Source organism: Reyranella sp. (assembly GCF_965249915.1).
In the GTDB taxonomy this organism is placed as follows: Bacteria; Pseudomonadota; Alphaproteobacteria; order Reyranellales; family Reyranellaceae; genus Reyranella.
In genome coordinates this window covers 6,122,842-6,142,688 of sequence record NZ_OZ252257.1, presented here as the reverse complement: position 1 = coordinate 6,142,688, position 19,847 = coordinate 6,122,842, and the positions used below count along the sequence as shown (strand labels likewise).

General features: G+C 67.0%; 14 protein-coding genes. 4 read left to right on the top strand and 10 right to left on the bottom strand.

The window, feature by feature from the left end; all coding sequences use genetic code 11:
- Positions 1 to 263: 263 nt before the first annotated feature.
- The 6 genes from ACP15H_RS30190 to ACP15H_RS30165 form a co-directional block, all read right to left on the bottom strand.
- Positions 264 to 1,658 (bottom strand): amidase, encoded by a 1,395-nt coding sequence (locus ACP15H_RS30190; protein ID WP_425069797.1) that lies wholly within the window; start codon positions 1,656 to 1,658, stop codon positions 264 to 266.
- 10 nt (positions 1,659 to 1,668) lie between these two features.
- Positions 1,669 to 2,127: a GNAT family N-acetyltransferase gene (locus ACP15H_RS30185; RefSeq protein WP_425069796.1), complete on the bottom strand. Its 459-nt coding sequence runs from the start codon at positions 2,125 to 2,127 to the stop codon at positions 1,669 to 1,671.
- A gap of 4 nt (positions 2,128 to 2,131) precedes the next feature.
- On the bottom strand, positions 2,132 to 2,338 hold the full coding sequence (locus tag ACP15H_RS30180) for a cold-shock protein (RefSeq protein ID WP_422017205.1): 207 nt from the start codon (positions 2,336 to 2,338) through the stop codon (positions 2,132 to 2,134).
- Between the two features lie 213 nt (positions 2,339 to 2,551).
- Positions 2,552 to 4,063 carry a UxaA family hydrolase gene (locus tag ACP15H_RS30175; RefSeq protein ID WP_425069795.1) on the bottom strand — a complete coding sequence of 504 codons (1,512 nt, stop codon included), beginning with the start codon at positions 4,061 to 4,063 and terminating at the stop codon, positions 2,552 to 2,554.
- A gap of 159 nt (positions 4,064 to 4,222) precedes the next feature.
- On the bottom strand, positions 4,223 to 4,513 hold the full coding sequence (locus tag ACP15H_RS30170; RefSeq protein WP_425069794.1) for a hypothetical protein: 291 nt from the start codon (positions 4,511 to 4,513) through the stop codon (positions 4,223 to 4,225).
- Between the two features lie 122 nt (positions 4,514 to 4,635).
- Positions 4,636 to 5,502, bottom strand: coding sequence for an EamA family transporter (locus ACP15H_RS30165; protein ID WP_425069793.1), 867 nt, complete (start codon positions 5,500 to 5,502; stop codon positions 4,636 to 4,638).
- Positions 5,503 to 5,544: 42 nt separating this feature from the next.
- On the opposite strand from ACP15H_RS30165, the gene ACP15H_RS30160 reads away from it, so the two are divergent.
- Positions 5,545 to 6,402 carry a branched-chain amino acid aminotransferase gene (locus ACP15H_RS30160; protein WP_425069792.1) on the top strand — a complete coding sequence of 286 codons (858 nt, stop codon included), beginning with the start codon at positions 5,545 to 5,547 and terminating at the stop codon, positions 6,400 to 6,402.
- A gap of 58 nt (positions 6,403 to 6,460) precedes the next feature.
- Positions 6,461 to 9,451, top strand: coding sequence for a PAS domain-containing protein (locus tag ACP15H_RS30155; protein WP_425069791.1), 2,991 nt, complete (start codon positions 6,461 to 6,463; stop codon positions 9,449 to 9,451).
- A gap of 79 nt (positions 9,452 to 9,530) precedes the next feature.
- Here the strand turns inward: ACP15H_RS30155 and ACP15H_RS30150 are convergent, their stop codons facing one another.
- The 3 genes from ACP15H_RS30150 to ACP15H_RS30140 all read right to left on the bottom strand — a co-directional run bounded on the left by ACP15H_RS30150 (position 9,531) and on the right by ACP15H_RS30140 (position 15,365).
- Entirely contained in the window at positions 9,531 to 13,601 is a 4,071-nt protein-coding gene (locus ACP15H_RS30150; RefSeq protein WP_425069790.1) for an autotransporter domain-containing protein, read from the bottom strand.
- Between the two features lie 188 nt (positions 13,602 to 13,789).
- The gene (locus ACP15H_RS30145; protein WP_425069789.1) at positions 13,790 to 14,293 is read right to left on the bottom strand and encodes an isoprenylcysteine carboxyl methyltransferase family protein; all 504 of its coding nucleotides are present in this window, start codon (positions 14,291 to 14,293) and stop codon (positions 13,790 to 13,792) included.
- Between the two features lie 10 nt (positions 14,294 to 14,303).
- On the bottom strand, positions 14,304 to 15,365 hold the full coding sequence (locus ACP15H_RS30140) for a type III polyketide synthase (protein ID WP_425069788.1): 1,062 nt from the start codon (positions 15,363 to 15,365) through the stop codon (positions 14,304 to 14,306).
- Between the two features lie 219 nt (positions 15,366 to 15,584).
- Here ACP15H_RS30140 and ACP15H_RS30135 point away from each other — a divergent pair, with 219 nt between their 5' ends.
- Both ACP15H_RS30135 and ACP15H_RS30130 read left to right on the top strand, forming a co-directional pair.
- Positions 15,585 to 16,220 carry a hypothetical protein gene (locus ACP15H_RS30135; protein ID WP_425069787.1) on the top strand — a complete coding sequence of 212 codons (636 nt, stop codon included), beginning with the start codon at positions 15,585 to 15,587 and terminating at the stop codon, positions 16,218 to 16,220.
- Positions 16,221 to 16,342: 122 nt separating this feature from the next.
- Positions 16,343 to 18,064: an N-acyl-D-amino-acid deacylase family protein gene (locus ACP15H_RS30130; protein WP_425069786.1), complete on the top strand. Its 1,722-nt coding sequence runs from the start codon at positions 16,343 to 16,345 to the stop codon at positions 18,062 to 18,064.
- Positions 18,065 to 18,110: 46 nt separating this feature from the next.
- Here the strand turns inward: ACP15H_RS30130 and ACP15H_RS30125 are convergent, their stop codons facing one another.
- Positions 18,111 to 19,778: a flavin-containing monooxygenase gene (locus tag ACP15H_RS30125; protein WP_425069785.1), complete on the bottom strand. Its 1,668-nt coding sequence runs from the start codon at positions 19,776 to 19,778 to the stop codon at positions 18,111 to 18,113.
- Positions 19,779 to 19,847: the final 69 nt, after the last annotated feature.

Here is a 19,847-nt window from a genome sequence, read left to right as displayed (position 1 = left end):
GAAACACTATAAGTGAAAGGAGATTCAGCGTCCACGCGCCGTGCCGCCGCGCCCCAGCGCTATCGCATATGAGGGAAAGGTCCCTCAGTCCGTTCGGGATGGCACCGTTTGTTTGATCGGCGCACTGGGAAAACCCCAACAAATTTGTCATCGCGGGCGGGGTACCCCCGCCCTGGAACGGCGGGCGGGCACCTTTCGCCTCCTGGAAACGCCAACGACATCGGCCTTTCCAGGCCATATGCGATTGCCCTACGCCGTGCGCCTTACGTCGGCGGTCGCCTCGCATGCCAGTCGGTCTCCCGCTGATAGGAGTGTCCCGCCGCGAGGATGGCGCCTTCGTCGAAGGCCTTTCCGACGATCTGGAAGCCCACCGGCACGCCGTCTGCGGTCATGCCGCCGGGAAGCGTCAGCGTCGGGTGGCCGCTGAGATCGAACGGCGCGGTGTAGCGCAGTCGTTCTGCGACGGTTTCGGGATCCCGGCCCGCCGCCAGCAGCGCCTCGGTCGACCAGACGGCCCTGCCCATCACCGGCATCAGAAGCAGGTCGATCGACGCCAGAAGCCTGTTCAGCTCTCCAGTGAGGGCCGCCCGGCGCAGCTGCATCCTGGCAAGCTCCATTGCCGAGAGACGGCGGCCGTGATCGAGCAGTCCGGACAGGACGGGCCCGTACTCGGAGGCCCGCGCCGGATAGGTGGCTTCGTGCGCCACGGCCGCCTCGACGCCGCACAGCGGGACCCAGTCGCGCGCGCCCTGGTCGAAGCCATCGGGCAGTTCCACCTCGACGATCACCGCCCCCGCCTTCGTCAGCGCCCCGACGGCCCCCTCGAGCGCGCGACGCACGTCGTCGTCGAGTCCCCGCATGTTGGTGGCGAGGCCGATGCGCTTGCCACGCACACCCTGTTCGATCGACACAGCATAGTCGGGCACCGGCCGGCCGACTGCCGTCGGGTCCTCGGGATCGGCGCCCGCAATCACGCCGAGGACGATCGCGGCATCGAGGGCACTGCGGGCCATCGGGCCGACATGGTCGAGCGATTCGGCGAGCGGAAAGACGCCGGCGCGGCTCACGCGCCCCCAGGTCGGCTTCAGCCCCGACAGCCCGTTCATGGTCGAGGGAAAGCGAATCGATCCGCCCGTGTCCGAACCGAGCGAGGCAAAGCAGAGACCGGCCGCGGTGGCGGCACCGGAGCCCGACGAAGACGAGCCGGTCCAATAGGCCGGGTTCCAGGGATTGAGCGGCGCCGGAATACTCGGGTGATGCGCGCCATAGGCACCCTCGGTCATCTGCAGCTTGCCGAGGATCACCGCCCCCGCCCGCTTCAGCCGCGCGACGACGGTCGCATCGCGCGACGGCACGTTGCCGCGATGGATCGCCATGCCGGCCGCGGTCGGGATGCCCTCGGTATTGCAGAGATCCTTGACCGCGATGGGCACGCCGTGCAGCGGCCCGCGCGACGTGCCGGCTTCCGTCTCGGCATCGAGGCACGCGGCATCGGCCAGGGCACGGTCGGCCGTCACGGTTGCATAGCTACCAAGCTTGGGATCAACCTCGCCGATCCGCCGGAGCATCGCCTCGGTCAGCTCGACGGACGACAGCTTGCGGGCCTTCAGGCGCCGCGCGACCTCGTCGAGCGACAGATAGTGCAGATCGGCTGGCATGCGGACTCCCTCACAGCGACTTCTCCATGACCTGGATATGTTCGCCGCGATAGTCGCGCCGCTCAAGCGCCCTCCAGCCCAGACCCTCGTAGAGCGAAGCGGCGGAAGTCGTGAAAAGGTAGAGGCGCTCGTACCCGATGCGCCGCGCCGCGTCCTCGACGGCACCGACCAAAGCGGACGCGATACCCCGCCTGCGGTGTTCTGCGGGGACGTAGACGCTTGCGAGCCAGGGGTTGCGCGGATCGCCTTCGAGGTCGTCGAAGATCAGGGATGCCGTGCCGACGATGCCGTCATCGTCACCCAGGGCGACGAAGGCGATCGGCACCCGGTCCACGTTCATCTTGCCGCGAATCCGGACCCCGCGCTGGTCGAGCGTCTCGCCGGGATTGAGATGTCCCCACTCGTCGAAGCCCCAGATGGAAACCTGTTCGGCCAGATCGGGGCGCTCGACGAGGGGAACGACTCTCATGCGATCAGTCGACCGCCTTGAGGTTCACGGCCGCCGAGCGACCGCGCTCGGTCGCGATCTCGTAGCCGATCTTCTGGCCTTCGTTGAGGCCGTTCAGTCCCGAGCGCTCCACGGCGCTGATATGCACGAACACGTCCTTGCCGCCGTCACTCGGCTGGATGAATCCGAATCCCTTCGTGGCGTTGAACCACTTGACGGTGCCTGTTGCCATGTCTCTCTCCTCGGCAGTTGAACGAGCAAACAAATGCGCGCTGGCGGAGCGCTCGCTGCTACCGCCTTCGACAACCTGGAATTTGGGGTGAAGCTCGCAGGACGATCCGGGGCCGCTGGTTGCGGGGCCGTCACAGCAGGGCCAAGTTCGGAGTCGTAGGATCGCATATGAAGAACGTAACGCCGCCACCTCAAAATGGCTCCCGGCGATCGTTTACATTGTGGCGCCAATTTTCCACGGCTCGAACTCGTCGTCTCCGATACCCAGCAGTTCAGACTTGGTTTTCTGGCCCGAGGCCGTGGCAAGAATAAGGTCGAAGATGCGGCGGCCGTTCTCCTGAATCGTCTCCTCCCCGTCGACGATCGTTCCGCAATTGATGTCCATGTCGTCTGTCATGCGCCGATAGAGGGCGGTATTCGTCGCAAGCTTGAGTGAGGGTGTCGGCTTGCAGCCGAACACGCTACCGCGCCCGGTCGTGAAGCAGAGAACATTGGCGCCGCCCGCGACCTGGCCCGTCGCGGACACCGGATCGTAGCCGGGCGAGTCCATGTACACGAACCCCTTCGCGGTGATCGGCTCTGCATACTTATAAACGTCGACCAGATTGGTCGTACCGCCCTTCGCCACGGCGCCCAGGGATTTTTCGAGAATGGTGGTGAGGCCGCCCGCCTTGTTGCCGGGCGACGGGTTGTTGTTCATCTCACCGCCGGTGCGGGCACAATGGTCTTCCCACCAGCGGATGCGCTCGACGATCTTCTCGCCGACTTCCTGGCTGACCGCGCGCCGGGTCAGCAAATGTTCCGCGCCATAGATTTCCGGCGTTTCGGAAAGCACCGCCGTCCCGCCGTTGTGCACCAGCAGATCGACTGCCGCGCCGAGCGCCGGATTGGCCGAGATACCGGAATAGCCATCCGAACCGCCGCACTGCAGCGCCAGAATCAGCTCGCTGGCCGGGATCGCCTCGCGCTTCACGTCGTTGGCTTCGGGCAGGATCTCCTTCAGAAATCCGACGGCGCGCATCACGGTCCTGGAGACGCCGCCTTCATCCTGGATCGCCAGGGGAATGAGCTTCGGCCCTTCCTTGAGGCCCTCCGCATTCATCAGGCCGGATATCTGGTTGGTCTCGCAGCCGAGGCCGAGCACCACGACCGCCGCCATGTTGGGGTGTTTCGTGTAGCCCGCGAGCGTGCGGCGCAGCACGTCCATCTCGAGGCCCGACGCGGCCATGCCGCAACCACCGCCATGGGTCAGCGGAACGACACCGTCGATGTTCGGGAACTGCGCGAGCAGAGGGTCGAGCTTGGATGCGATCATGCGGCTGGTCGCGGCCGAACAGTTCACCGTCGTCACGATGCCGATGTAGTTGCGCGTGGCCGCCCGACCATCGGGCCGGCGATAACCTTGGAAGGTCGCGGGCGGAACGATGAACTCCGTCGGATGCGCATCGGCGCAGAACGCATAGTCGCGCTCGAAATCGCCCATCACGCAGTTATGCGTATGGATGTGGGTGCCGGGCGGAAGATCCTCGGTCGCGAACCCGATGATTTGATTGTACTTGCGCAGCGGCTCGCCCGCCTTCACTGCCCTCGTGAGAATCTTGTGACCGGGCGGCACGCGCGTGGCCGCCGCGACGTCTCCCTCGATCGCCGTGCCGGGCAGAATGTCCATGCGTGCCACGACGACGTTGTCGGCGGGATGCAGTCGAATGGTGAGCGGGGCCGTCATGTGTAAATTCCTCCGGGGTCGTCGCGCTCCGGCGACATTCCTCGGACGGACCTTAGTACGGCACCGGCCCGCGGCAACTGCTTCCTGCACGATGGGGCCGGCAAGAAGACGGGGCGCCGAAGCGCCCCGCCCAATGTTCCTGAAGAGGGACTGAGGGCATCAACCCCAGCCCGGCCCCCATGCCGGCGCCGGCTGCTGGATTATCCAGCGGCCGTCCACCCAGACCTGGCGACCGTGATGCCAGGTCCAATAGCCCGGCGCCCAGACCCGCTGAACCGGGGGCGCGTAGTAGCGCGGCGGTGGCGGCGCGTAATAGCGCTGCGGCTGTGGCGTGCCGATCCAGACGCCGAAGGACTGGGCGGCTGCCGGTGTGAAGACCGCGGGTGCGAGCGCCGCCGTCGTGAAAGTGGCGGCGGCGGCGAGTGCGGTGAGAGCGATACGCTTCATCATTGTCTGCCTCCGTTCTGCGCGGCAGCAACGCCGCGTTCTAAATAGATACGCATTGGGGCCGCCCGATGTGGCCCTCTCACCTGAGGAATTAGCGCGCTCTTTCGGCCGCTTTTCCGCCACCCTCAGGTTGCGCCGACAAGGAGAATAATCACGCCCGCCACGCTGACGAGGATGCCGAGCAATCCCACGGCATGAAGCCGCTCGCCGCGCAGGAATATCCAGCTCATCACCACGCCCATGAGCGGAAACAGCGCGACCAGGGGGGCCACGACGGTGATCGAGCCCAGCCCGAGCGCCGCATAGAGGAGAAAGGTGGCGCTGCCATTGGCGAAGCCGACGGCCAGGAACCAGAGCACCCCGCTGCGGATCGCCGGCCCTTCTCGCAAGGCGCGACGCCCGACCAGAGAGAAAATCACGACCGACGAGAGCGCATAGCCGATGGCTGCAGCCGCCAGCGGCTCGGGCCACAAAGCGAGCCCCGTCTTGATCGCCGGCTGGATGGCGCCGCGCACCAGCGCCGCCGCCAGGGGCAGGCCCAGCACCCAGACCGACCAGTGCCGGCCGCCGGTGCCGCCGCGCAGCGCCAGCAGGGCCACGCCGCCCACCACCATCGCCAGGCCGGCCAGTTGCAGGAGACCGAGATGCTCGCCCAGGAACAGCACCGCGCCCAGCACGGCGAAGATGGGCGTCACATTGCCCACGGCCCCGGCAACCGCCGGTCCCAACCGCTCGTTCGAGCGCACCGACAGGATCGACACCACGACCGGGAAGATGCAACCGACGCCGGCGAAGATCAGTGCCGCGTCGAGATTGAAGCTGCTCCAGTCCACGAACACGATCGCGGCCAGCCAGGCGACGACGAGGGCTCCGCCAATGGAATAGAGCGGTGAGCGCCAGGACGGCATCGTCCGCAGCCCGAACTGCGTCAGAATCAGGGCCAATGCGAAGCAGAAGGCCGCGCCCAAGGCGAGGATGGCCGCACCGCTCATCGTCTGCTATGTCCGCGCGCTTCGAGGGACGACGAGGATAGAATGGACACGCTCACCTACTGGAACGGCACCTGGCACGAGGGCAACCCCGCAATCCTGGGGCCGCGCGACCATGCCTTCTGGTTGGGCTCCATGGTATTCGATGGCGGGCGCGCCTTCGAGGGGTGCGGCCCCGACCTCGACCTCCATGCGGAACGCGTCGTGCGCTCGGCCCGCGCCATCGGCCTGAACCCGAGCCAGACGCCGGAAGAGATCCTCAAGCTGATGCACGAGAGCGTGCGCCGCTTCGGCCCCAAGGCCGAACTCTATGTCCGTCCGATGTTCTGGGCCGGCAAGGGCGGCGCCGGCCCCATCTCGGTCGATCCGGACTCCGCACAGTTCCTGCTCTGCACCTATGTCTCGCCGATGCGCGCGGGCACGCCGCTGACACTCGGCCTTTGCCGCAGCATTCGCCGTCCCGCGCCGGAGACCGCGCCGACCGATGCCAAGGCGAGCTGTCTCTATCCCAATTCCTCGCGCGGTGTCGCGGAGATGCTGAAGCGCGGCTTCAACAACGGCGTCGTGCTCGATCCGCTGGGAAATGTTGCGGAGACCTGCAGCTCCAACCTCTTCATCGCGCGCAATGGCGTGGTCGCGACGCCGGTGCCGAACGGCAGCTTCCTGGCCGGCATCACGCGCTACCGCACGATCAAGCTCCTGCGCTCGGCGGGCATCACGGTCGAGGAGCGCACGATCCGGCCGGCCGAATTGGAAGAAGCGGACGAGATGTTCACCACCGGCAATGCCGGCAAGGTGCAACCGGTCAGCCGTTACGAGGATCGCGACCTGCAGCCCGGCCCGATCGCCGCCCGGGCTCACGACCTCTACATGGCCTTTGCCCGAACGCAGCGGGTGATCTGACGATACGGCCGGCCGCCGTCGCGCTTGCAGGCCGGGCGCGAATCGATACTGTCCGGCCATGACCGCAGTCGAGCGCGACACGAGTTTTCTTGCCGGGGGCGGCGAGATGGGCGCGCTCATGCGGGCCCATGACTGGCGGGCGACATCGCTCGGGGATCCGAGCGGATGGCCGCAATCGCTGCGAACGGCCGTCCGGCTGCTGCTGAACTGCGGCCACCCGATGTACATCTGGTGGGGTCCGGAGCTCATCTCCTTCTACAATGACGCCTACCGGCGCTCGATCGGACCGGAGCGCCACCCTTCTTCGCTCGGCAGGCCGGGGCGAGCGGTATGGGAGGAGATCTGGCCCATCATCGGGCCGCAGATCGAGCAGGTTATGGCGGGCCGGGGCGCGACTTGGCACGAGAACCACCTGGTGCCGATCACGCGCAACGGCCGCCGCGAGGACGTCTACTGGACCTACAGCTACAGTCCGATCGACGATGCCGATGCCCCGCATGGCGTGGGTGGCGTACTGGTGGTCTGCAGCGAAACGACCGAGAAGGTGCTCACCGAACGGCGGCTGATGGCCGAGATCGAGCGCCAGCGCCGCACGTTCCAGAAAGCGCCCGGCTTCATCGCCGTCCTGAGCGGCCCCGACCACGTCTACGAGTATGTGAACGAAGCCTACCTCGACATCGCCGGCCAGCGCGACTTCATCGGCCGCAGCGTGCGCGAGGCGCTGCCGGAAATCGAAGGCCAAGGCTTCTATGAGCTGCTCGACAGTGTCTATCGCACTGGTGAGCGGTTCATCGCCCGCGCCATGCCGATTCGCCTCAGCAGCGAGACCAGCACACGTTTCATCGACTTCGTCTATGAACCGATGCGCGACGAAACGGGCGAGGTCTACGGCATCTTCGTCGGCGGTCACGACATCACCGCGCACAAGCAAGCCGAGCGTCAATCGGTGCTGAACGAGGAATCGCTGCGGCTGACCACCGAGGCGGCCGAGATCGGCATCTGGGACGTCGATTTCACCACCGACACGCTGACCTGGTCGCCGCGCACCAAGGCCATGTTCGGCTTCTCGCCTGACGCCGTCTGTACCCTCGACGACTTCTACAATGGCCTCCATCCCGAAGACCGCGATGCCACCACCCGGGCGTTCGGCGCGGCCCTCGATCCCGCCATCCGCGCGACCTATGACGTGCAATACCGGACGATCGGCCACGACGACGGCGTGGTCCGCTGGATCGCCGCCAAGGGCAAGGGTCTTTTCGATGCGGACGGCAAGTGCTACCGCGCGGTCGGTACCGCCATCGACATCAGCGCGCGCAAGCTCGCCGAGGCGCGGCATGCCTTCATGCTCGAACTCAGCGATGCCCTGCGCGGCAACGATACGGACAAGGCGTTGAACGAAGCCTGCGCCCTGATGGGCAAGTTCTTCGGGGTCAGCCGCGTGGGTTACGGCCATCTCGATCCGGTCGAGGACGTGTTCGACTATTCGGTATGCTGGACGGACGGACGGGCCCAACCGCTTCTCGGCCGCGTGCCCGCGCGGGCCTTCGGCATCAGGATCGTGAAGAAACTCAGTGCCGGCGAGACCGTCGTGGTGGACGATCTGCAGACCGATCCTCTGAGCGACGAGGCGGAGACGCGCGCCACCGCGCGGGCGGTCGACACGCGCGCCATCCTGGTGGTGCCCTTCATACGCGCCGGCCGCCTGCGCACGATCGTCTACCTGAACGACCGGCCGGTCCGGCACTGGCAGGCCGACGAGGTCGCCTTCATGGAAGAAGTGGCCGAGCGGACCCGACAGGTGATCGAACGCGGCGAGGCCGAGGCGGCCCTGCGGGCGCTCAATGCCACGCTCGAGGCGAGGGTCGAGGCGCGGACCGCCGAGCTGCGTGCGGCGGAAGAGGCTCTTCGCCAGGCCCAGAAGATGGAGGCGATCGGCCAGCTCACGGGCGGCATCGCGCACGATTTCAACAATCTCCTCCAGGGCATCACGGGCAGTCTCGACCTGGTCCAGCGGCGAATCGGCCAGGGCCGGCTGGGCGATCTCGACCGCTTCATCACCGGCGCCATGACCTCGGCCAACCGAGCGGCCGCCCTCACCCACCGGCTGCTGGCCTTCGCTCGCCGGCAGCCGCTCGATCCCCGCCCCGTCCACGTCAATCCGCTGATCGGCTCGATGGAGGAGCTGCTGCGGCGGACGCTGGGCGAAAGGATCGACCTCGACCTGAAGCTGGCCGGCGCGCTCTGGCTGACGCGCTGCGACGCCAACCAGCTCGAATCCGCGATCCTGAATCTGGCGATCAACGCGCGCGATGCCATGCCCGAAGGCGGGCAGCTCGTCATCGCGACCCACAATCTGGAGGTCGGCGAGACGGCCGCTGCCGCGCATGCCGACAGGGCGGCCGGCGACTATGTCTGCATTTCGGTCACCGACAGCGGCACCGGCATGGACGCCGAAACGATCGCCCGAGCATTCGAGCCGTTCTTCACGACCAAACCCATAGGGCAAGGCACCGGTCTCGGACTTTCCATGATCTATGGATTCGCGCGCCAGTCCGAGGGCTATGCCCAGATCGAGAGCGAACTCGGCCGCGGCACGACCGTCCATCTCTGCCTGCCGCGCTTCCGGGGCGAAGCCGATGACGAAGCCGCCGTGGACGTAAGCAGCGCCGCCCCCGCCGAGACCGGCGAGACGGTGCTGGTGATCGAGGACGAGCCGGTGGTCCGCAGTCTGGTGGTCGAAGTGCTGGCCGATCTCGGCTATCGCGCCATCGAGGCGGTCGACGGCCCACAGGGACTCGAGATCGTGCGGTCCTCCCAGAGGATCGATCTGCTGATCACCGATGTCGGTCTCCCTGGCCTGAACGGCCGCCAAGTCGCCGATGCGGCCCGCGCGCTCCGCGGCGGTCTCAAGATATTGTTCATGACAGGCTATGCCGAGAACGCGGCCCTCGCTTCCGGTTCGCTCGATGCAGGGATGACGCTCATCACCAAGCCGTTCACCATGGAGACCTTGGCAACACGGGTGCGCGAGATCATCGAGACGCCGTAGATGCAACCGGTCGAGCGCGCCGCCCCGGCCAGGAAGATCACCCAACGAGCCTGAGGCCCTGTCATCCTGCTCGTCTGGGCTACCACACCCACTTGAGGCCGACGGTGCCGCCGACGCTCTGGCCGCGGTTGGAGAGCTCGGCCGTGCCGTTGGCGAACAACGAGATCTGCGTGTCGAGCGCGTAGCGGCCGCCGAAGTCGAAGCGGACGGCATCGCTGGCGGCAGTGGCGCCGTCGACCGTGAACTGGCTGCCCGGGAGGCCGGTGAAGCCGGCGGTCACCGGCCGGCCGGTCATGAACTCGTGCACCCAGGCAAGCCGCAGCCAGCCGCTGGCGGCGCGTGAATTGATCTCCGTCCGCCCGTCGATCTGCGCCCCCAGGAACAAGGGCAGCGAGGTCGTCGACTGGGCCTGGTAGGAGAGCGCGAACACTCCGGGCGTGCCGCTCGTGGTAGTGCCGGTCTCGGTGGTCGCCGGCTGCCAGAACTGCGACGGCTGCAACGCTGCGAACGGCGTGATCGAGGCCTGCCCGACGGCGAAGGGGCGGCCCACTTCCAACCGCCCGCCGAGCTGGGTCGAGACCGCCGAGGAGCGCTCCGTCTCCGCCGCGCCGATGCCCGCGATCTGCCGCGTGAGGTTTGCGTCGAAGCGGCTGAAGACCATCGCGGCGTTGACGTAGAAGGTCCGCCAGTCGTGCAGGCCGTAAACGCCGATGTGGGTGCCGGTCGCCTGCCCATTGGCGACGCTGGCCGGCATGGAAATGCCCAGCGTGCTGGCGCCGACGGCCACGCCAACGAGCGTGTCGGGCCCGGCGCGATAGTCGATGCCGAAGGCCCCGCCCGCCACCGTCTGCTGCGACGCCGCCGCCCCGGTCGCGTCGTTGGCATTGAGCCACTGCGCCCCGCCGAAGCCCGCCGACCAGGCGCTCCAGTCGGGCGGGGTCTGACAGGCCTGCGCCTCGGCCGGATGGTCGTAGCAGGCCAGTTCCTCGTTGCGCCGCGTGACGACGCGATCGGTCATCAGGGACGCAAACTGGTTGCCGGCGGAGAGCGCCGCCGATTGCGCGACGCTGGCGCTGTCGCCCGACAGGGTGGACAGCGCCTGCGGCAGCTGCCCGCTCGACAGGCCGTAGAGGGCCGGCATGCCGTTGAGCCCGGGGCCAGCGTTGAAGGCCGTGTCGAGGGCCCGCGCGACGGTGCTGCGGTTGGTCCCGGGACCCGACATCGACGCCATTCCCGACTGCAGGTTGAGGGCCACGCTGCCGGGCGAATAGCCGAGGCTGGCGGTGAGGAAGCCGGGCAGGCCGCTGGCCGTCAACCCATCGAACCGACCGGTCACCGCTGCCGAGGCCAGAATCTGGTAGCTGCGCTGGAAAGCCGAGGTGGCGAAGCTCGCCTGCACCGTGCCGCCCGCGAGCGTCGTCGTGCCGGTGACGTTGGTGCGGTCGGCCGTGCCCTCGACCTGGACCTGGTAGGTGCTGCCCGGATTGAAGGTCAGATCGCCCACGACGTTGATCGTGCCGACCGAGTTGCCCGGCGCCAGCGTCCCGTTCACCACGGTCGTCGGCACGAAGCCGTTGCCACCCAGCGTGCCGTTGACGCCTACGGTCACGCCACTCGAACTCGTGATGTCGCCATTCACCACCATCGTGCCGCCGGTGACGGTGGTGGCGCCGGTGTAGCCGGAGGTGACGCCGCTATCGATCGTGAGCGTGCCGATGCCGACCTTTTCCAGGCCGCGGCCGGCGGCGGCGGCGGTACCGGCCGCGAGCTGCGCGTTGGTCGGCGTCGAATTGTTGTCGGCCACGCCGAACCTCAGCGTCGTTGCCGTCGTGAAGTAGGTCGTGACGTCATAGAGCAGCCAGACGCCGCGGCCGAACGAACTCACGGCCAGCGCATCGGCGCTGGGGTTGTAGGCAAGCTGATAGACCATCGTGTTGGGCAGGTTGTCGGCGAAGGTACGGAATGGCGACAGGGTGCCGACGGTGCTGCTATCGGCCACCACCAACGGGCTCTGCGCCGCGCCGGTGGCGCTGCTGAGGCCACCGACCAGCAGTGCATTGACTCCGTTGTTGGAAATGAACTCGACCGCGCCGGGCTGGATGAGGTTGACAGCGCTGAGATCGATCGCCGCGAATGCGCCGTTGGCAGTGGCGGCGGAGCCCGACCACAGCTTGCTGCCGTCGGCGACATAGAATTGAGTATCGGAGCGGTAGTCGAACACCACCGACTTGGCAGCGGCGCCGCCCGCAGCTGCGTAGTTCGATAGATACCCGAGATTGCCCGTAGCGGCATTCGTATAATAGAGGCTGCCGGGCGCATTGTCGGCGCCCGCCACCAGGGCATCGGCATTCACGCCCGTGCCATAGGCCAGGGCCGTGACGAGCCCGATCTTGTCGGTGCGCACGTCGAGCGCCAACGTGTTGCTCGCCGCGCCGCGATCGACGGTCGTGTAGACGTAGTTGGTACCGAAGGCGATCTTGGTCGGATCCTTCTTGTTGAGCACGATCTTGCTCGTGAACGGCAGTTCGCCCGCGCTGTCGTAGTCGTCGGCTTGAAAGTTGAGGGCGTCAGGACCGGAACCGCTGGTGTTGAACACTTTCGGGTCCGCCGCCTGGGTGCCGTTGGCGTTGTAGGTCCATCGCGTCAATCCAGCCAGCCCCTGGGAGGAGGTATAGATGGCGCTTCTGCCCGCGCTGGCCAGCGTTCGGTCGTTGACGACCGCATTGACGCCGTCGCCCGCGCCGATCGCGTCGTAGGTCAGCCCGCTGGGATCCTGCTGGTAGGCGGTGCCAGTGTCCTGGGCCGAGATGACCAGGCGCTTGCCGATTGCGTCGTAGGCCACGGCATAGCCCTCGCGCACCGACAGGCTGGACACGTTCATGCCGGTCCAGGCCCCGGTGTTCGTCTGCGGGCTGGTCCGCAGGTAGATGCCCGCATCCTCGGTCAGGATCATGTTGCCGGCGCTGTCGAAGGCGAACGCGCGCGAATCGGCATGCGGCGCCGAATTGTTCGACGTGCCGGTCAACGTCAGGGTTTCGGCGGTCGACGTCCCGTCGGCCTTCAGCACCACGCGATAGGCGGGCACCGTGTAGGGCTGCGGATCGGAGGCATCGCCCGCCACATAGACGATGCTCGGATTCTTGGGATCTATGGCAAGCGTCAGATTGGTCGAAGCCTGGTTCCCGGTATTGACGTCTGGCGGCGTCGTCAGCGGCTTCCAGGTCGTCCCGCCGTCCTGCGACAGGTAGAGGCTCACCAACTTGGCACTGTTCGAATCGAGTGCGGCCGACGTGTACTGGTACACGCCCGCCACCACCGAGCCATTGGGACCGGCCGCCAACCGGGCCGACTGGTTGGCCAGGATCGGCACCTGGCTGGCCGAGACCTGGGTCCAGGTCGAGCCGTCGCTGCTGCCCTTGTAGATGCCGCGCGTCGCCGGATCGGCCGAATTCACGACGGCGTATAGAGGCGCACTGGCTTCGCTGGCGCTCACCAGGGAGGTCACGGCGCCGGCGGGAATGCCGGTCACGGGCGCGAAGCTGGTGCCACCGTTGGTGCTGACGAAGAGCCCGCCCCCACCGGTCTTGGGAGAGATCGGCTCGGCCTCGGCCGCCACGATCAGGCTGCCGCGCGCCACCACCCCGACGACACTCTTGTCGAGCGTGCCGCCGCCCAGCGTCGTCCAGTTCGCGCCGGCGTCGGCACTGTAGAGGATGCCGATCTTCTGGCCGCCCATGCCACTGTTGGAGGTGACGCCCGTACCGGCATAGATCTTCTTCCCCGTCGTGTCGGTCGGATCCATCGTCAGGCTGGCGATCGACAGAGAGAGCTGCTTGTCGGTCAGCGGCGTCCAGCTCGCCCCGTTGTTCTGGCTCTTCCAAACGCCGCCATTGACCGCGCCGATGTACATCGTGCCGGTGTTGACGGGATCGACGACGATGGACTGGATGGCACCGGCGACCGTGCCGGTACTCGTTCTTGGCTCGCTGGTCGGAGCGAGGTCCATGCTCTGCACGGTCAGCGACTCGCCGACGCTGGGCGCCGGCCCCATGGAGACGAAGCTCTGGGCGATCGCGTCGGGGCCACCACCGACGGCAAGTGCCGCCGCGAATCCCCAGAGAACGAAGCGATTGTTGGCGTCTGCGAACATCGGTCGTTTGTGGCTGCCCCAGGCTGCGTGGCAGCTCTCCCCCACAGCAACCGTACCAGCAGCTTCCCCGCCGTGCAGAGTCCTTTGTGGTCGCAACCTGCGCCCTCGACGTCGGCGGTGAAACCCTGGCCGCACTTCACCACCAGTGAGATCTGCACGCTCTCGGCACGAGATTGAGGAGGGGCGTCCTATCGAGGTTTAAGCGCCGCCGCTTCCGCCCTTATGCGGATCCACATCATGCCGGCGTTGAGCAGCGAAAAGACCAGCCCATACCAGGCAAATCCGAAGACCAGCGGCAGCACGAGGAGCTCGCCCGCGACCACCCAGTAATTCGGATGGGACAGGAAGCGATAGGGTCCGCGCTGCACCAACGGGGCTCCCGGCAGCACGAGGATGCGCGTCGTCCAGCGTCCCCCCAGTGAAGCGATCACCCAGAGACGACCCAGTTGCAGCACGATGAAGACGGCGAGCCAGGGGAGGCTAATGTCCTGCTCCGGCGGGGCGCGATACACCGCACCGTACCAGAGGCCGAGCAGCCAGCAGGCATGCAGGGCAACGATGAGCGGATAGTGCGCCGCGCCCACCTCGTGCGCGCCCTGCGCCAGCAGGCGACGGGTATTGCGACGGGCCAGCACGAGCTCTCCCAGGCGCTGCGCCGCGACGAGTCCCAGGATCAGCGCGGCCCAATCCATCGCAGCCTCTTCAGCCGGCGCGAGCCAACGACAGGGCGCTGCAGGTGAAGCCCGGCCCCAGGGCCGTCAGCACCGTGCGCTGCGGCAGGCCGGCGTCCATGAGGCGCTCGAGCACGAACAACACCGTCGGCGCGGACATGTTGCCGTACTGGCGAAGCACCTCGCGTTCGTGATCGAGCGAGCCTTGCGCCAGGCGCAACGTCGTCTCCAGAGCCGTGATCACCTTGGCACCGCCGGGATGGCAGGCGAAGCGATCGACCGAGGCGCGCGCGACACCGATGCGCGACAGGATGCCGTCGACCGCCGGCCCGACCTGCTGCTCGGCGAAGGGGGGTATGGACCGATCGAAGATGACACCCAGTCCCGTGGGATCGACCTTCCAGCCCATGATGTCGAGCGTATCGGGCCAGAGATGCTCGCCCGCCCCTTCGATCCGGGCGAGTCCGTCCTCGCCCGAACCGACACGCACGACACAGGCCGCCGCACCGTCGCCGAACAAGGCGGTCGCCACCATGTTGGCGGGCGTGAGCTGGTCCATGCGGAAGGCGGCGGTGCAGATCTCGATCGCCACCAGCAACACGGTCGAGCCGGGCCGCGCGGCCGCCAGACGGCTGGCGATCGCCAGCCCGGAGACACCGCCCGCGCAGCCAAGGCCGAACACCGGCACGCGCTCGACATCGGCGCGGAAGCCCATGCGTCCGGCGACGCGCGCCTCCAGGCTGGGCGTCGCAACGCCGGTCGAGGAGATGGTGACGATCGCATCGACCTCTTCGGCAACACAACCCGCCGCCGCGAGGGCCCGCGTCGCGGCGTCGACGAACAAGTGCTGGGCGCCTTCGAGATAGGCGGCGTTGCGCTCCGGCCACCCCAGGGCGGAAAAATACCAGTCGAGCGGCTTCACCGTGTAGCGCGCTTCGATGCCGGACGTCGTGAAGACCGGCACCATCCGCTCGAAGGCGGCATAGCGGTGGGCGAAGGCACCGCGCGCCGCGTCCGCCGCGTCGGTCTGCAGGAGACGGTGCGGCGGCAAAGCGTGGGCAACGGACAGCAGGGCCGCGGCGGGGTGAGACATGGGAGGATCCTTCCACCGCCATAACCGGCCTTCGCCCTCCAAGGCGCAAGTCACGTTTTTCTGACGTCCGGCCGAACGGCCGGCCCGCGCCTTCCCGCAGAAATGCTGCAAAGGGAGTTGCCCGGGAAAAATTTCGTCGGCATAACCCGGCCGTCTGTTCGGAGGCTAACCATGCCCGCGCCGGAGCCGATCATCCTGCGCGATGAGGGGGAGACATCAATGCACGCCAATCGTCGTTCGACTCTCAAGCTGCTGGGAGGCGCTGCGCTTTCGGCCGCCGCGCTGCCCGTCCTGCCGTTCGCCGCGAGGGCGCAGGAAGACCTCTACATCCCTTCCGCGTACCAGAACTTCAAGCGCGGCACGATCCATAGCCTCGACGAAAAGACCCGTGGTTTCGTCATCGTCTGGCAGGATCTCGGCCGGGTGAAGATGAAGGCGGCCGACCTGGTCACCAACTACGGTGCGCTCCGCGTCGGCCAGATCGTCGACGTTCAGTGGTACGACTATGTCGATTTCCTGATCGCGCCGACCTCGCCCGCCGTGACGGCGCGCGCCAAGGCGATGATGGAGCAGGGCGCCCGGATCGAAGGCATCCCCGGCGCGCGCGAACGCATCCGTCTCTGGTCCATGGCCGGCATGTGCACCAAGGTCGACCTCGCGACCAACACCGTGTTCCTGATCAATGCCTCTGGCGGCGAACCCGACAAGCCCTCGCCCGACAGCGGCGAAGTCATCCAGATGCCGCAGGTCGTGAGCGAGGCGGGCAAAGCCGCCCTGAAGACGATCAAGCCGGGCACGCAGATCACGACCGTTTACAGCGTGCAGACCGCGCTGCAGGTCACGATCATCCGCTGAGCATTTCTGCATATCTCGACGGCAACGCCGGGTCCGAAAGGGCCCGGCGTTTTCGTGTCGGCGTTGTCCTTGCCGCGGCCGGAGTGCTAGCAAACCAGCAGCAACTCTTGCGGGAGGACGCCATGGCCGCCTCATACGATCTGATCGTGCGCAACGGAACGGTGATCGACGGCACCGGAGCCGAGCCGCGCGAGGCAGATGTCGCGCTTCAGGATGGCAAGGTCGCCGCCGTGGGCCGCATCGACGGCAGCGGTCGCGAGGAGATCGACGCCACGGGTCTCGCGGTGACGCCGGGCTTCGTCGACATCCACACCCATTATGACGGCCAGGTCACCTGGGACGATCGCTTCTCGCCTTCGTCGGGCCATGGCGTGACGACGGTGCTGATGGGCAATTGCGGCGTGGGCTTCGCGCCCTGCCGCCCGCAGGACCGCGACACGCTGATGAAGGTGATGGAGGGCGTCGAGGACATTCCCGAGCTGGTGATGCGCGAGGGCGTGCCCTGGAACTGGCAGAGCTTTCCCGACTATCTCGAGGCGCTGTCGAAGCGCCACTGCGACATCGACTTCGCCACCCAGGTGCCGCACGCGCCGCTGCGAGTCTTCGTCATGGGCAAGCGCGGCGTCGACCGTGAACCTGCCAACGCGTCGGACATGGCGGAGATGGCGGCTCTGGTCCAGCAGGGGCTCGACGCCGGCGCGCTGGGCTTCTCGACCTCGCGCTCGTTGTTCCATCGCACGCCGGAGGGCGCGCTGACGCCGACCATCACCGCCGGCGAGGAGGAGCTGGCGGCGATCGCGCGCGGCATGCGCCGCGCCGGCAAGGGCGTGATCCAGCTGCTCGACGATTTCGCCGACACGACGGCGGAAGGGGCGACAGAGTTTGCCATGCTGCGGCGACTCGTCGAACTCTCGGGCCGGCCGCTGTCCTTCACCCTGCTCGACCTCTCGCTCTATCCCGGACGATGGCAGACGCTGCTGCGCGAGATCGAGCGCGCTCATCGCGACGGTCTGCCGATCCGCGGCCAGGTCGCGGCGCGGCCGGTCGCCGTGCTCTACGGGCTGGAGCTGTCGTTCCACCCCTTCTCGACCTGCCCGAGCTATCGCGAGGTCGAGGGGCTGCCGCTCGAGGCCAAGCTCGCCCGGCTCCGCGATCCGGCGATGAAGGCAAAGCTCCTAGTCGAGCAACCGACCTATCGCAACCCGCAGATGCTGGCCTTCATGCGCAGCGTCGCCAACATGTTCGTGCTGGGCGATCCGCCCGACTACACGCCACCGGCCGATCAGCGCCTCGACGCCCGTGCCGCAAAACTCGGCATCACGCCGCTCGAACTCGCCTACGACCTTCTGGTGAGCGGCGACGGTCGCACGATCCTGTTCCATCCTGGCGCCAACTACACGGACTGCTCCGACGCCAACATGGCCAGCATGCTGCGTCACGAGCATACGGTGATGGCATTGGGCGATGGCGGCGCGCATTACGGGCTGATCTGCGACGCGAGCTACACGACGCACGCGCTCACCTACTGGACGCGCGATCGCAAGGGGGAGCGCTGGTCGCTGCCATGGGCAGTCCAGCAGCTGACCGATGTGCCTGCCCGCACCGTCGGCCTCGGCGATCGCGGACGGCTGCAGGCGGGCTACAAGGCCGACCTCAACGTGGTCGATCTCGACCGGCTGAAAGTGTCGGCGCCGCATCCCGTGCACAACCTGCCGGGCGGCGGGCGGCGCCTGGAACAGAAGGCCGAAGGCTATCGCGCCACGATCGTGAACGGCGAAGTGACTTACCGCGACGGCGAGTTCACCGGCGCGAAACCGGGACGCCTGGTGCGCGGCGCGCGGTAGGCGTCCTTGTCATCCTGAGGCGCAGCCGAAGGATCCTCCGCTTCGCTCAGGATGACAGGTTGAACCCTTCATACCCGTTCGCCGCGATCTCCTCGCACTTCTGGCGGTACTTCGGCGCGCCGCCGGCATAGGCCATGAAGGTGCGCTTGAGGCGGCCGGGGACGTTCTTGTTCACGCCGGTCATCCAGGAATCGACCTTGGTGAGGAGCAGACGCGAGCCCGTCTCGTAGACGTGCGCCGTCCAGGTTGCCTCAGCCTCCGGCGTCGCCTCGATGCGGGTCAGCCCCTTGTCGCGCATGTAGCCCAGCAGATCGGACACGAACTCGACGTTCTGCTCGATGCAGCGCGGCAGGTTGCAGAAGGTCGCCGCATTGTGCGGGCCGACCAGGGTCAGCATGTTGGGAAAGCCCGTGACATTGAGGCCGAGATAGGTGTGCGGCCCGTCCGCCCATTTGTCGCGCAGCTTCTCGCCGCCGCGGCCCCGGAAGTCGATGCGGTCGAAGGCGCCGGTGATGGCGTCGAAACCGGTCGCGTAGATGATCATGTCGAACTCGTAATCGACACCGCCGACGCGCAGGCCGGTTTCCGTGATGCGCTCGATCGGCGTCTCGCGGATGTCGACCAGCTTCACGTTGGGCTGGTTGTAGACCTCGAAGTAGCCGCTATCGAGCGGGACGCGGCGCGTGCCGTAGCCGTGGTTGGTCGGGATCAGCTTGTCGGCGATCTTCGGATCCTTCACGCGGGCACGGATCTTCTTGATCACGAATTGCGTCAACGCGTCGTTGGCGGCCTGGTCCATCAGCACGTCGCGGAAATTGCCCTGCCAGAAGGCGAAGCCCGGCGTGTTGTAGAGCTTCTCGAAGAAGGCCTCGCGTTCCTCCGGCGTCACGTCGGTAGAATGGCGCGGATCGGCGGTGTGGACGAAGCAGCCCCAGTTCTCTCGGCACTGCGCAAAGATCTGGTCGTAGCGCGCGCGGATGTCGGCCATCGTCTCCGGCTCGATCTTGCTGTTGCGCAGCGGCGTGCACCAGTTGGGCGTGCGCTGGAACACGGTGAGCTCGCCTACCGTCTTGGCGATCTCGGTGATGGCCTGCACGCCCGAAGCGCCGGTGCCGATCACGGCGACCTTCTTGCCCTCGAAGCTGACCGGATGGTGCGGCCACAGGCCGGTGTGCCAGGACTCGCCCTTGAAGTCCTCGATGCCGGGAATGGTCGGCATGGTGGGCGACGACAGCGGACCGATCGCGGTGACGAGGAAGCGGGCGCGGGCACGGCCGCCCTTCTCGAACGTGACCTCCCACTCGTTGGCTGCTTCGTCCCAGTGTGCGGCCTTCACGCGGGTGTTGAAGGTAATGTCGCGGCGCAGGTCGAACTTGTCGGCGATGAACTCGCAGTAGCGCAGGTTTTCGGGCTGGCCGGAGAAATGCTCCTTCCAGTCCCACTCCTTCAGCACTTCGGGCGAGAAGGAGAAGCCGTAGGTCCAGCTCTCGGAATCGAAGCGCGCGCCGGGATAGCGGTTCCAGTACCAGGTGCCGCCGACACCGCCGCCCGCTTCGTAGACGCGAGCCTTGAAGCCCATTTGGCGCAGCTTCAGGAGCTGGTACATGCCCGACAGGCCGGCACCGATCACGATGACATCCCATTGTTCGAGAAGGGCGGACTCAACAGTGTCGATGCTCTCGCTCGTCCGTGTCGCTTCAGCCGCGATAGCCATGGCGTTCCTCACCTGATTTTGCGGGAGAGTATAGCGCGGCCGGGAGCTTTCCGACGATGCGCAGAGCGA